Genomic DNA, 13,332 nt, shown 5'->3' on the forward strand with positions numbered 1-13,332 from the left:
ACTGCAACTCTGGACATCTGTTCGCTATAGAGCCTGAAACTGCTCAATAGATAAAGTCACGCAACCCGGTGACTTCCAGATATTCTGCTCTTTGAAAAAGTATTGATATAGGAACGAAAATTCTCTACCGAACAGGGTTTGGCATAATGATACCCCTGAACCTTGTCGCACCCGATCTCTTTCACTATCTCAAGCTGTGCTTTGGTTTCCACACCTTCTGCGGTGCTCAGAATTCCCATGGTTCTACCCAGCGCAACGATTGTTCGTGCAATTGACAAGGCATCCACATCGGTTTCGATATGGCTGACGAACGAGCGATCTATTTTCAGGTGATCGAACTGGAAACTGCGCAAATACTGCAATGAGGAGTATCCGGTTCCAAAGTCATCGATCGCGGTGGTCACCCCCAGTTGTTTCAAATCTCGCAAGACAGCGCAAGATTTATCAACATCATCCATGATAGCGGTTTCTGTCATCTCCAATTCGAGCCTGTGAGCAGGCAAACCTGACTGTTCAAGCGCCAGCTTCACTTCCTGAAGCAGGTCCACACCCAACATACCCACATTTCCAAACTGTACGCATGAGACGTTAACCGCCACATTGATCGAGTCAGGCCAATTCAAAGCCTCTTTGCAAGCCTGTTTAAGCACCCAATTGCCGATCGGCACGATGAGCCCTATCTTCTCGGCCACTGGAATGAACTCGTCGGGCAATACCTGGCCACGCGTGGGGTGATTCCATCGGATCAAGGCCTCAGCACCGCAGATCTTCATCGTATGCAGATCTATCTGAGGTTGGTAGTAGAGCTCAAACTCATTGTTCTGAATCGCATTGCCCAGATCAATCTCCAACGTACGACGGATACACGCGTTGTGTTCCATGTCCTCGACAAAATGTCGAAAGACGCCACTGCCAGCCGACTTCGCCTCATACAGTGCCATATCGGATCTTTTCACGATGTCATCTGCGGTTGCATTGCCGTCTGAAATGCCGGTTATGCCAATACAAGTACTGGTGTAGACATTCCTGCCGTCAATATCAAACGGTTTTGATAACGACTCTATGATACGGCCCGACAGCAATTCGGAACCTTTTGCAGATTCCAGGTGGGTCATGATGATGGCAAATTCATCGCCACCCAGTCGAGCAACCAGGTCCGTCTCCTTGCAGCAAGACCTTATTCTCTGGGCAACCATTACCAGCAATTTATCACCAACAGGATGACCCAGTGTGTCATTAACCTGTTTGAATCCATTCAAGTCGAGATACAACATCGCCGCAATGCCCTGATCCTTGTTTGACAAAGTGGCTTCCAGCTTCTGGTACAGCATGCCGCGATTGTAAAGACCGGTAAGCGCATCGAATTGTGCCATTTGAGCGATGCGATGCTCAGCCTCCCGTTTCTCAGTAACATCCTCGTGCAGTGCCAGCACGGTGCCTTCGGAAAGCACATGAACCAGAACGTCTATTCTTCGTCCATCGCTCGTCAACCATTCACGGCGTTTTTGACCCGCATCACCTAACTTTGAATCACCAGAGAACGATACTTCTTCGCCATGACTGTGCTCCATGATCGTCCTGAAATGAGTGCCCTGCTGGCAGACTTCAAGTGGAAGATTCCATACATCAACAAACTGCTGATTGCATAGCTGCAAACGATCGTGCTGATCAAGCATGCAGAACCCGATAGGCATGTAGGCGAGTACATGTCGCAAGATCTCATTTTCAAGCAGAATGAATTCCAGGGACGAATTCTGATGGTCGCGCTCAGCTCCCAATGACACCAGGGCCGTGCCCGAGTAATCACTGCTCTCCTCACTCTGTAAAGTGTCAGTATCTAGTTGCTTGATGTTCAGATGAACAGACTCCTACAATGTCTGCTCAACGGCGCATCGATTGCTGTCGGGTTCAGACTCTGACCACTCACAGTTTGCCTCATAGTGATTATCCATCCTCAGACCCAACTATCGGACACGTGCTGGATAGCTAAAAGTAACATTGTGACTTGACACCGATTTCTGAACAACTGACTGCCTTGTCTTGCATCGAAGTTTGTGCAGAATCACTTGGCGCAAGATACCCCTAAGGTACAGCAAACCTCAGGCTGTGGAATTTTGACAGGTTATGAAAAATTGACAAACTCCACTGCTCCAGTGGTGTCAATATTCTGTCCTGCCATGACTCCCACCAAAAGAATAGGGGTCCATAACTGAATCGTTTTGAAGATGTGTAAGACGGTGCGCTTGACAGTGTGCCTGGGATGAAATGGTTTACACTGATTCTGTAAGGCGAGATTGTAGGTGCTTTGAAACACTCATCTGTTCAAAAGTAAAGAGGAATCGTGATGGCTGCTTACAAGATAATCGCCTCGTCATTACTATTACTGACTCAACTTTCGGCATGCAATGATGTGTCGGAGACAACAACAGATCAATCCAGTGCAGCGGAGGATTCAGTCATCGACATATCACTCGATCTTACCCAACGCTTCTCCCAAACAGACCTTGATCCCGAGCATCGCGAAGCTGTGATCGTCACTCTGACTCCCGGGACCGATCCGCAAAACCTGCAAGCCGCCGGTATGCGTATAGAACATACAATGAAGAACAGGCCTATCGTTTCTGGCACTCTCAATGCGGCGGCATTCAATGATTTAAGATCGCTTGCTGGAGTTGAGCGGATCGAACGGGATGGCCCAATGAAGGCGCTCGACCCTTAGCCCCGGATGGCGTTGGCGTATGTTACCCCGGTGGCGAAGGCAATGAGCGCCCCGGCTCGCTGACCAGGGACGCTGTGAGCTTCAACTAGTGCCACTGACTTGATCAGCCAGGTCTCTAGAGTTCATGTTCTTCCGCTGTGCCTATAAAAAAAGCGGAGCCGTTGGCATTGACACTGCCGTTGCCATATTTCTCCGGATCATGGTCGGCAATCTTGTTTGCGAACGAATTGAGCAGCCACCGAATCTGCTTGTTATTTGCACCTCGATGCGAGCCCCAGGCAAGTGCTGCTGCCCCCGAGACATGAGGACAGGCCATCGAGGTACCACTCGAATAGTCATAACCCCCTCCACGAACAGTGGAAAGCACCTTCACACCCGGTGCAGCAATCTCCACTTCTGGTCCACGACTGGAGAAGTCGGCAATCATGTTGGTGTCGTCCACAGCCGATACAGCCATGACATGTCGATATTTTCCCGGAAAGCCGACCGTATTGTCGGCAGGGCCTGCATTTCCAGCAGCTGCAACCAGAAGAACCCCGTCATCATAGGCGGCCTCGCACATATCTGCCAATGCCTGGGGCGCACCGGCACCACCAAGACTCATGCTGGCGATGCGCGCACCCTTTTTCTCTGTTATCCAATCCAGCGCCGCGATCATCCAACTCCAATTGCCACTACCGTTCGCAGCCAGAACCTTGACAGGATAGAGGTAGGCATGTGGTGCGACGCCAACCACACCGATGTTGTTGAGCGCTGCAGCTACCGTTCCCGCGCAATGCGTGCCATGACCATTAAAGTCTTCGGTGCTGCTCTCATCGGTAACAAAACTCTTGCCTGTCTTGAGGTTTTCAACCAGATCCGGGTGATCCGAATCAATACCGGTATCGCAAATAAACACCTTGATCCCCTCGCCCTGACTGCACGCCCAGGCATCGGGTGCGTTGATCTGGGATATGCCGTGGGGCACGGTCTGCGTTGATACATCAGGGGCCCCTTCATTGCGCAAATTCAGACCCGACATTGTCAGCGCATACATGATGCCGTCCTCCTCGACACGTTGCACGTCTTTGTGTTTTTTCAGCTCATCAATTTCCGCATCGCTCAGGTGAGCCATTAGAATCGGTGCCTTGAATCGATTGACATCAAAACCGACCTTGTCCAGATCGGCGCCAGAGGCCACCGCTCGACCACTTCTGGAAAAATCTTCAGTCGTCAGAAATTCAACCCTTGAAGACATGACATCCTTCATGATCTTCTGTTTGTCAGACTTGGTCGAGCGCTTGTTTTTGCGCTTGAATGTCACAATCATCGGCTTGCGTGAATGATCTGCTGTTGTTGCCATGAGCTATCTCCTGTCGGCAAATTTTCAACTGATGAAGGTCTCGAAAAATGCAGTAGCGAACTGTGCTCGCAATATTTAAAGCAACTGTCATACTTTTCTACATTCCGGTCAACACTGAAGGCGACTAAATACGCATTCTTAAACCAATGATAAGTTTTGGATATCAATGACAGGATGTCAACCAGTTCATTATCCGAAGCCACGTTCCAACAACGCCTGAGTTGCAATATCAGGAAAATCAATAAAGGGATTTCGATTACCTTGTGCCTTCTCTATGAAGCTATTCCGGTGCTTCTCGTACTCGTCAACTGGAAACTCCTTGTGCCAATCCACCAGTATTTTCACTCGGCTTTTTGTCAGCTCACCCGCCTGGTCGCCTATGACACCAGGATAGCGCATGAGAAAGTACATGGTGGCTCTTGCCACCGCGCCTTTACCCCGTTCAGGCTCAAACTTGCTCCGCCCCTCAATACGACCACAGGCCTGTCGAATCGCTTCGTCAGTGGGATCAAACTGCCAATACGGAATATTGCTTCTAAAACTGTTGCATCCTGGCTGACAGGCAAAAAGGTGATGCAAATCGGCCTTCATGGGCTGACGTTTGTCGAACCAGGATTGGCAAACAACATGTTCGCAGTTGAAACTCAACGCTGCCGAGCGTTCCAGATCATCCCATAGCGACTCATTGGCAAGCAGGCTGTCGAGCGACTTTTCCTGGCCTATATCCAGCCCGATGGCTTCGGAGAACGGAACAAGAGCGGCGATTTCAGTTGCAATGGCTTCAACTGGCGAGAATATCTCCCCAGAATAAATGTTGTGCAAATTACCATCTGGATGCAAGTCAATGACAGGGTACAAGAATTCATGTCTTGCACGAGTATACGAGTGTCTACCGGTGTGAGTCGTCTCCAGGTGCTGTCGCAAAATGGGATATATTTCAGCCGACGGCAGCATTGGATCAACGCAACCCCAATATTTTTCCATTGCTATAGCATCTGCGTTTTTATCGAAGTAAGGCTCCTCGGGCTGAAAACACTCTATGATCCGTTGCGCGGCTGATAAAGGATCAATGTATGAAGTGCCTGGGACACTCGGTGGCGTAATGACCGTCGGTGGCGTTGGCGGGGAAGTCGAAACATTTGATGCTGTTGGAGCCATTGCGCCTGCAGAAACAGGTCCAAAACTCAAGCGAAACAACCATGACGGGTTGCCAGAATCATCAACAGATAGCGCTGACAGTCCAGGCTCTGGCCTGACTTGCCGATCATATTCGTTATTGATTGACCCCACTTTCCCCTCAAAAAGTGACCAGAAGTCCATCGTGGGCGCTGTCAACTGCGCCTGTTCCCACAGAATTCGATGTTGAGCATTTAGTGATAATTGATTAACGAAGCGTACGATCTCACTGATGCGTGTACCCTCATTCGCCTCCCAGTCAATCTTGGGAATGTCGGCTTTGTTACCCGTCCAGGGTTGACCATCGATCATCATTATCTTGCCTTGCGAATTGCGCTTGGGCTTACCGGCGTGATGCAAGGCTGCAAGCTCCCACTGATCATTGAAGACCGGACTACCTGATGATCCGGGCTGTGTATCTGCCCGGTAATGCAGAAAACTATCAACCACACCAATCACCGTATTGTCGCGCACCACCACCTGCATGCGCTCACCACCCGGATGCTGGATGATGTTTACCCGCTCCCCAATCGTAGCTTTACCAGAATTAGCAATAAGTGGCGACCAGCCGCGCTCCTGGGGTTGATTGCCTGCCTCATTGGGTCCGAGCAACGCAACAATCGTAAAATCCAGACGCTCATCGGTAACGAAGAATTGCTGAGGGTTCAGTGCAAATGCCACAGGTTCGCGTACACCAGAAATGCTCGTCAGATAATCAAACTGCAAAGTGCTCGATGCTGCACTTTCCACTGTTGAAAGCACGTGATTGTTGGTCATGAATAAGCCAGGCCCAATCATTACCCCCGATCCATACCCGACAACTGACCTCATATCATTGCGTATTTGCACGCGGGCAACGGATCTTGCTGCGATAACGCCACGTTCAAAAAATTCGACACTGGATAACTCGCTGGCATCAAGAATACGTTCGAGCGGATTGAAGGATACGCTCTGATCGTCTGTAATGGCATCAGCATCGGCGTATTGACCGAGCCTTTCGAGACGAGTCCTGTATCGAGAGCGTTTATCAAGATGCTGCCAATTGGTTTTTTCACCGGCAGCAAACCTGGATAATTCGTCCAGAACCAGATTGCGTTCAGGCCTGGACTTTGCAAACCTTTCTTCAGCACTATCAATTTGAGAAATAAGTGTGCTCATGACTGTCCCCGTCGTCCTCTGCCTCATTCATTACGCTGAGACTATGACGTTGCTTTACGCGGACCATAAAACCGCTGCATACAGCTTTGCAAAAAACAGGGTAAATATCTACTAAACCTAAGCACGGTCAGTAAAATGGCGAAACGATATCAGCCATGAAATATCGTCATGTAACGATATTTTTTGACCAGAGTGCAATCTGTCATATGACCGAAAGACCACCTAGTCATTGTCACTTGTCACGGCATTGGCTCGTGAGGCAGCCCGAGGAGGGAACCGTGGTTCGCAGAGAGCTCGCAAGTCGCACCTCGGTTACAATGTGACGAACACCTTGGTAACGGCCTGCTTTTTGCTGCTCCGAAACCATTGCCGTACCGCGCTACCGTCCTGGTTGATTACGACCAGAGCGATCTTTGCGTACAAGGCCTGCATAACCTGCACTGTCGCAGGTGCACATGACAGAGGATTGCACGAGCATGATGAGTTTCAGGATTCTTGCAGCAACAATAGGACTTGCGGGCGTATTGAGCGCTTGTGACAACACCACTATTGGCAGCTTCACAGTCGATGAAGATTTGCCCGAGACTCGAGTGGAAGGCGGTGGTTTCGTCACGATATTGCCCGCCGAGCTCGCCCCCTTCAATCTGAATATAGAGGCCTCCGAAGAGTTCGGGGCCGAACAGTACGATTACCTCACCTATATCAAGTTGTCGTCACTGTCTTTCAGCATCACAGCATCCTCCGAAGACGCGGATGAGGACGTCGCCGAAAATGGTATGCCTGATGACTTCGACTTCCTGTCATCAATAGCGCTCTATATCGAAGCCAGCATCGATGGCACTGAACAGCGCGCACTGATTGCCAGCCTGGCGCAAAACGATACGCAGCTGAGCTCAGGTATGCAGAACATTCAGCTATCCACAACAGGCGTGGACATCCTGGACTTCGTCGAGGCTGATGACGGCTACACCATTGTCTCGGAAGTCTCTGGTACCGCCCCACCGGATGCAGTCATCTTTGATGGCTCATCCAGCTACCGTGTCGGTGTCGGTTTCCGTTAAGCCTCTTGTGCTGTTCAACTCTAGAAAGTTGTGCGTGCCGGACAATGTATTTCGACGAATAAGCTCATCAAACAATGTGAGCGATGTCCGGCTTCGTACCCTCTGTTAGTATGGCTGTACGCAGTGGGAATCATGATATTCCTTCATGTCCCGCGCATCTTACAGAGCAGCCGAATATCTGATGCAAAGTACCATCGTAGGAAAGCTTCTGAAGATCTTGACGATTGTCAGTGAAGCAAAAAAACCGTATACGTTTTCCGAACTGGTAATTGCCAGTGAACTCAACAAAAGCACTCTGCATAGAATTCTCGCTCTTTCTATCAAGAACGGACTCCTGCAATTTGATGAGCAAAGAAAACTCTATCTGCTAGGTCCTAAACTGTTCAACCTGGTACAGAATGCTTATAGCGGCTACGATATTCAGTTCATTGCGCTCGACGAAATGATACGGCTCAATAATCTGACAGGCGAGAACGTCACCATTGGCGTACCTTTGGGTTCGGACGTTGTTTACCTGAAAGTGCTGGAATCACTACACTCTGCAGGACCTGTCCAGCAGCCAGGCATGCGCGAATCGGCCCATTGCTCAGCATCTGGAAAAGCCCTGTTGGCTTTCCTTCCGGACAGTGCCATCAAGGCAAGACTGAAAACGCATGATTTCAAGCAATACACCGCTCGCACTATCACCGAACCTGCAGCGTTCCTGAAGGTTATTGATAAGGTTAGAGTGGCTGGTTATGCCACCAATGACCGAGAAGAATACGATCACTTTGTCGGTATATCGGCACCGATTTTCAACTATCTGTCCGAACCCATCGCCGTACTCAATATCTGGAGCCTGCACCAGAGGTGTCCACTTGAGAAGCTTTGCCAGTCAGCCAATGAACTGATGATATCAACGGCTCGGGTCACCGGATTTATTGGAGGAAGCCCACCTTTTCTCGGAAGTCTGACGGAGCAAAATAATTGATTCTGATAGTCGCTACTCTTTCAACCATTTGCCGTTACTAGACCTGACGATGGCAGCGTTGTCAAAGTGCAACCGGGAAGTCTATGCCACGCAGACCCCCAGGTTCAGCTTCGATCAATACGTTTGCCAAATTTGTCCATAAGCGTCATGGCGGGAGCCGCCAACGGTATCAGCGACTTCAGAGGCTGATGCAGTCGGATGGGCTTGATCGGTAGGACCGGAAACGGCAATGTGTTCTCGGGCTCTCCCAGTAATTTACGTGTCAGTGCACGTCCCATGACCGAGGTCATTGCAATACCTCGCCCACTGAACCCCAGGGCCGCGGTGACACCAGGAGCCGGCTCATGGATATGCGGCATCATTTCAGGAGTCACCGCTATTCGACCGGACCAGGTCCGCTCTATGGCAATACCCCGAAGCTGAGGAAAAACGGTATGCAATCCTTCTTGCAGGCGTTTATGCCCACCCAATGTGCCGACGTGATCAGTACTGCCAACGCAACCGAATATCAGCCGCCCACCCCTGTCATATCTGGTGTAATAGATAGCTAATCGTGTATCCGAAAGCGTAACCTGATCGGGCAGAACGGAAGCCTGTTGCTCCTGTGTCAAGGGCGCAGTTGCAATAGAGATACTCACCAGGGGATAGAATGTTTTTTGCAACTTTGGCCATGGTGCAGCACTTGTATAAGCATTGGTCGTCATGACGACCTGCTGCGCTGTGACTGATCCACCAGGGGTCCTCACTTGCCAACGCTCATTGCTGCGTTTCAGTTCTTTCACACGAGTACCACAGAAAATTCTGGCTCCCCTGGCAACCGCAGCAGAGGCATAGCCTCGTGTGAGTGACAGTGGCTGTACATGTCCACCTGAACGATGCAACAAGGCAAAACGATATTCTGGTGAACCTGTCATCGTCTCGACATCATCAGCCTCTATCGTCTCTATCCTGGCACCCGCTTCACTCCAACCTTGATAGAGATGCTCAAGCGTCTTGCGCGACTTACTGGTGTGTGCTGCCTGTACCCAACCGCGTTGGACGGGGTCACAATCTATTCCAAAGTGCTCGATATCCTTGAACAGATCATCTGCCGCACTTAGTGTTGTCTTTACCAGTATCTCAGCCCTGGAAACTCCGAACCGTTGAGTCAGCTGATCCGGGGTTTCTCGCCACATCGGATTGCATTGCCCACCACTTCTTCCCGAAGCTCCCCAACCGATATCACGCTCTTCCAGAAGCACCACAGACATACCTGCTTCAGCCAGTCCCAGCGCTGTTCGGCAACCGCTCAGCCCACCGCCAACTACGATGACGTCTGCCTCTATATTTTGCTCGACAGCCGGGTAATCACTTTTGGGAGTCGCAGTGGTTGTCCAGTGAATTTGCTCAGGGGGATGACTCATCTCACAATTTCTCGGTATTAACCAGACCAAAGTTTCAGCATACAAAACAAATATTTTGCCTAGTGGAACCTAACTTAAAAATGGGTTATGGTCAACTTCTCTGAATAATGGTCTACGCTTTCTCGATAGTGATCTTCACCTGAATTCTTATTCAAACAATGGGCTCACATCGTGATTGTCAAATGCCAAATTTGGGCATTCTAATCAATTACTTAGCTTGATGGTCGTTTGTACCCGCAGTTAAACTTGAAGGAGATTAATGTGAAATTTCGTACAACCCATACGCTGGTAGCCGGTGCCCTTGCACTGCTTGCCGCGCAAAGTGCTACAGCCCAGGATCTCGACGAATTGACAGTAGGGTACTTTCTGGAATGGCCCATGCCGATGCTGGCAGCCAAAGCATCCGGTGCTTTTGACGAAGCTCTGGGCATGAAGGTCAATTGGGTCTCTTTCGAGACGGGTACTGCCATGAGTGCCGCCATGGCATCAGGTGACGTACAGATCTCGGTCTCTCAGGGTGTCCCGCCTTTTGTTATCGCTGTCTCAGGTGGGCAGGACCTGCAACTGGTTGATGTCGCAGTCAGCTATTCTGATAACGACAATTGCGTTGTCTCAGCGAATCTTGAGATTGATGCTGATAGCGCCGATGAGCTGGCAGGCAAGAAAGTTGCCGTACCTCTGGGTACCGCTGCGCATTATGGATTCCTGAGGCAGATGGATCATTTTGGTATCGACGTCGCTAGCCTGCAAGTGGTAGACATGGCTCCACCTGAAGGTGCAGCAGCTTTGGGTCAGGGAGCCGTAGATTTCGCCTGTGGATATGGTGGTGGTTTTACCCGGATGATGGAACACGGAAACGTATTGCTGAGCGGCGCTGAAAAAGAAGAGCTGGGCATTCTGGTGTTTGATGTAACTTCAGCACCGGCCTCGTTCATTGCAGAGAACGGTGATGTCGTGTCAAAATTTCTTGAAGTCACCGCCGAGGCCAACAAGGAATGGGCAGAATCGGGAAATGATGAATTGCTGGAAATTATCGCCTCAGGAGCCGGCATGGACCTGGAGGCCGCCCGATCAGCAATCTCCACAATGAAGTTTCCCACTGTTGAAGAACAGCTTTCAGACAAATGGCTGGGTGCAAATGCTGCCACCTTCATGAAAGGCGTAGCCGATGTATTCGTCGACGCTGGCTCCATAGATTCAGCGCTTGATAGTTACGTTGGCACTGTCAACACTGGCCCACTGCAAGCCATTCAAGACCGTTGATCAAGTGAGTGCCGAGGTTGCTGTTCAACCCCGGCACTTACTCCGCGCCTGTAAACAACGGAGATTACTGTGGGTACACTAATACTTGAAAACCTCTCGATGCGTTTTGACATTCCCAATGGAGAGGCCGTGCAGGCGCTGGAGAATGTCTCTTTAAAGTTGAATGAGGGGGAATTGCTGAGCGTACTCGGACCTTCAGGATGCGGCAAGACAACGCTTCTGAATATTGTTGCAGGCTTTCTGGCACCTACAGAAGGAAAACTGGTTCTCAACGAGCACGATATCGTCGGGCCAGATGCTGAACGAGGCATGGTATTTCAACAAGGTGCCTTGTTCGAATGGATGTCAGTTCGCGAAAACGTCGGCTTTGGCCTACTGATGAAAGGCACTCCTGAAAAAGAGAAAAGCATCGTCGTCAATCACTTGCTGGATGTGGTTGGACTCAGGCAGTTCAAGGACAAGGCGGTCTATGAACTATCGGGAGGCATGCAGCAACGCGTCGCACTCGCCCGCTGTCTGGCCAATGACCCTGATGTCATTCTGATGGATGAACCCCTGGGAGCCCTTGATGCCCTGACACGGGAGAAAATGCAGAGCCTGGTGCTGAAGCTCTGGAAGGAGACCGGCAAGACCATCATTCTGATAACCCACTCTGTTGAAGAGGCGCTTCTGCTCGGTGAGCGATTGATCGTAATGGCACCTCGCCCGGGAAGAATCCACACCGAATACCACTTGCCGTTTGCCGAAATGGGAGTGACCACCGATTTGCGTGAAGTGAAAAAACATCCTGATTTCGCCATCAAACGCGAGGAGATACTGAACATGATCTGGGATATGGAAGAAGAGATCATGGGCGGATCGGAGGATTCAGCATGATCGCATTAACCATTTATGTTCTCATTTTTATCGTTGCCTACCTCATCGTCACCAAGGTAATCAAGAGCGCAGGAGAGCGTGGCTACGCATCCAGAAAAACAGTCACATTTGGCGATGAGAGCGCGGTTCGTCCCAACCGAATTGCCAGCGTCATATCCGTTGCATCCATCTTTCTGCTATGGGGTATGTTCACTGGCTCCAATTTGTTACCAGACTTTCTGCACGCACCCGCGCCTTTCGAAGGCAAGCTGTCATTCACTTATACGGCAGAGGACAGCTCTCAGGCAACTGACGACGCCACAGTGAATGTCGTGGTATATCCACGAGACACAAAGCCTGAAAAACTCGTCACCGAGCCAGGCGATGGTTTCGCCAAGAACGATGTGTCCTCCGTTGCACAATGGCGCACAAAGCTTGTCAACGTTGTGAAGAATGATGTAACCGAAGATGGCGGCAAAGCGAAAGTGATCGCCATCAATGGGCAGAGCATCAAACCCGGTCAGAGCGTAAAAATCGACGGCGGTGCCGTCACACTTTCGGACAAAGGCACGCCCATCGTCGAGCCTGCAGCAGGCTGGCAGATGGAATCGCTCTACCTGCCGGCACCCGAGGTCGTCTGGTCACGAACGTTAAGGATACTTGACGAAGGGTTTCGTAACTTCACGCTGGCTGAGCACCTGGGGTACTCACTGTTCCGTGTCATTGTCGGCTTCTTGCTTGGAGCCCTTGTTGGCATTCCACTCGGGTACGCCATGGGCTTGAGCAACTGGTTCCGTGGCTGGTTTGATCCGATTGTCGAGTTCATGCGCCCGGTCCCGCCATTGGCCTTGATCCCGTTGGTCATTATCTGGGTTGGCATTGGCGAGGCAGGAAAGATAATCCTGCTATTCCTGGCATCGCTCTGGATCATGGCCATTGCTGCACGCGCAGGCGTATCGGGTGTCAAGATATCCAAAGTGCATGCAGCTTATTCGCTTGGCGCCGGGCAGTGGCAGATCATGCGCTACGTCATTATCCCCAATTCTCTACCGGAGATATTCACGGGCGCACGTGTGGCTATGGGAGTCTGCTGGGGCACCGTCGTTGCCGCCGAACTGGTCGCAGCAGAACAGGGAGCGGGCATGATGATCATGACAGCCTCCAAGTTCCAGAACACCGATATCGTGCTGATGGGGATTATCCTGATCGGTATTATCGGGTTCGGAATCGATCTGCTCATGCGATGGGCAGAACGCCTTCTGGTACCGTGGAAAGGCAAAGGCTGATTTTTTTCAGACCATTGAACCTGAGGGCTGAGAGCAGAATAAAATCACATTTCTGCCCCCGCCCCTAAGGTCGAACAGGTAGCGACAATCTCTGCTCGC

At 50.7% G+C, this 13,332-nt stretch carries 10 protein-coding genes; 6 read left to right on the forward strand and 4 right to left on the reverse strand.

What is annotated here, in order from left to right; genetic code table 11:
• Window positions 1–56: 56 nt before the first annotated feature.
• Window positions 57–1,784, reverse strand: a complete 1,728-nt coding sequence (locus IMCC3135_RS18060) for a putative bifunctional diguanylate cyclase/phosphodiesterase (RefSeq protein ID WP_088918874.1) — start codon at window positions 1,782–1,784, stop codon at window positions 57–59.
• A 560-nt stretch (window positions 1,785–2,344) separates the two neighbouring features.
• On the opposite strand from IMCC3135_RS18060, the gene IMCC3135_RS18065 reads away from it, so the two are divergent.
• Window positions 2,345–2,719 carry a hypothetical protein gene (locus tag IMCC3135_RS18065; protein ID WP_088918875.1) on the forward strand — a complete coding sequence of 125 codons (375 nt, stop codon included), beginning with the start codon at window positions 2,345–2,347 and terminating at the stop codon, window positions 2,717–2,719.
• Window positions 2,720–2,834: 115 nt separating this feature from the next.
• Here the strand turns inward: IMCC3135_RS18065 and IMCC3135_RS18070 are convergent, their stop codons facing one another.
• Both IMCC3135_RS18070 and IMCC3135_RS18075 read right to left on the reverse strand, forming a co-directional pair.
• Window positions 2,835–4,061, reverse strand: coding sequence for a S8 family peptidase (locus tag IMCC3135_RS18070; RefSeq protein ID WP_088918876.1), 1,227 nt, complete (start codon window positions 4,059–4,061; stop codon window positions 2,835–2,837).
• Between the two features lie 189 nt (window positions 4,062–4,250).
• Window positions 4,251–6,395, reverse strand: a complete 2,145-nt coding sequence (locus IMCC3135_RS18075; protein ID WP_169727484.1) for an endonuclease — start codon at window positions 6,393–6,395, stop codon at window positions 4,251–4,253.
• A 476-nt stretch (window positions 6,396–6,871) separates the two neighbouring features.
• On the opposite strand from IMCC3135_RS18075, the gene IMCC3135_RS18080 reads away from it, so the two are divergent.
• A complete protein-coding gene (locus IMCC3135_RS18080; RefSeq protein WP_157736084.1) occupies window positions 6,872–7,456 on the forward strand; it encodes a hypothetical protein in 585 nt (194 codons plus the stop codon).
• Window positions 7,457–7,637: 181 nt separating this feature from the next.
• Window positions 7,638–8,426: an IclR family transcriptional regulator gene (locus tag IMCC3135_RS18085; RefSeq protein ID WP_169727485.1), complete on the forward strand. Its 789-nt coding sequence runs from the start codon at window positions 7,638–7,640 to the stop codon at window positions 8,424–8,426.
• Window positions 8,427–8,530: 104 nt separating this feature from the next.
• On the opposite strand, the gene IMCC3135_RS18090 is transcribed toward IMCC3135_RS18085, so the two are convergent.
• The gene (locus IMCC3135_RS18090; protein ID WP_088918880.1) at window positions 8,531–9,829 is read right to left on the reverse strand and encodes an NAD(P)/FAD-dependent oxidoreductase; all 1,299 of its coding nucleotides are present in this window, start codon (window positions 9,827–9,829) and stop codon (window positions 8,531–8,533) included.
• Window positions 9,830–10,090: 261 nt separating this feature from the next.
• Here IMCC3135_RS18090 and IMCC3135_RS18095 point away from each other — a divergent pair, with 261 nt between their 5' ends.
• The 3 genes from IMCC3135_RS18095 to IMCC3135_RS18105 all read left to right on the forward strand — a co-directional run bounded on the left by IMCC3135_RS18095 (window position 10,091) and on the right by IMCC3135_RS18105 (window position 13,233).
• A complete protein-coding gene (locus tag IMCC3135_RS18095) occupies window positions 10,091–11,092 on the forward strand; it encodes a taurine ABC transporter substrate-binding protein (protein WP_205737594.1) in 1,002 nt (333 codons plus the stop codon).
• Window positions 11,093–11,161: 69 nt separating this feature from the next.
• Window positions 11,162–11,968, forward strand: a complete 807-nt coding sequence (locus tag IMCC3135_RS18100; protein WP_205737595.1) for an ATP-binding cassette domain-containing protein — start codon at window positions 11,162–11,164, stop codon at window positions 11,966–11,968.
• The gene (locus IMCC3135_RS18105; RefSeq protein ID WP_088918882.1) at window positions 11,965–13,233 is read left to right on the forward strand and encodes an ABC transporter permease; all 1,269 of its coding nucleotides are present in this window, start codon (window positions 11,965–11,967) and stop codon (window positions 13,231–13,233) included. The genes IMCC3135_RS18100 and IMCC3135_RS18105 overlap by 4 nt, the downstream gene beginning before the upstream one ends.
• Window positions 13,234–13,332: the final 99 nt, after the last annotated feature.

The organism is Granulosicoccus antarcticus IMCC3135 (assembly GCF_002215215.1).
Taxonomy (GTDB): Bacteria; Pseudomonadota; Gammaproteobacteria; order Granulosicoccales; family Granulosicoccaceae; genus Granulosicoccus; species Granulosicoccus antarcticus.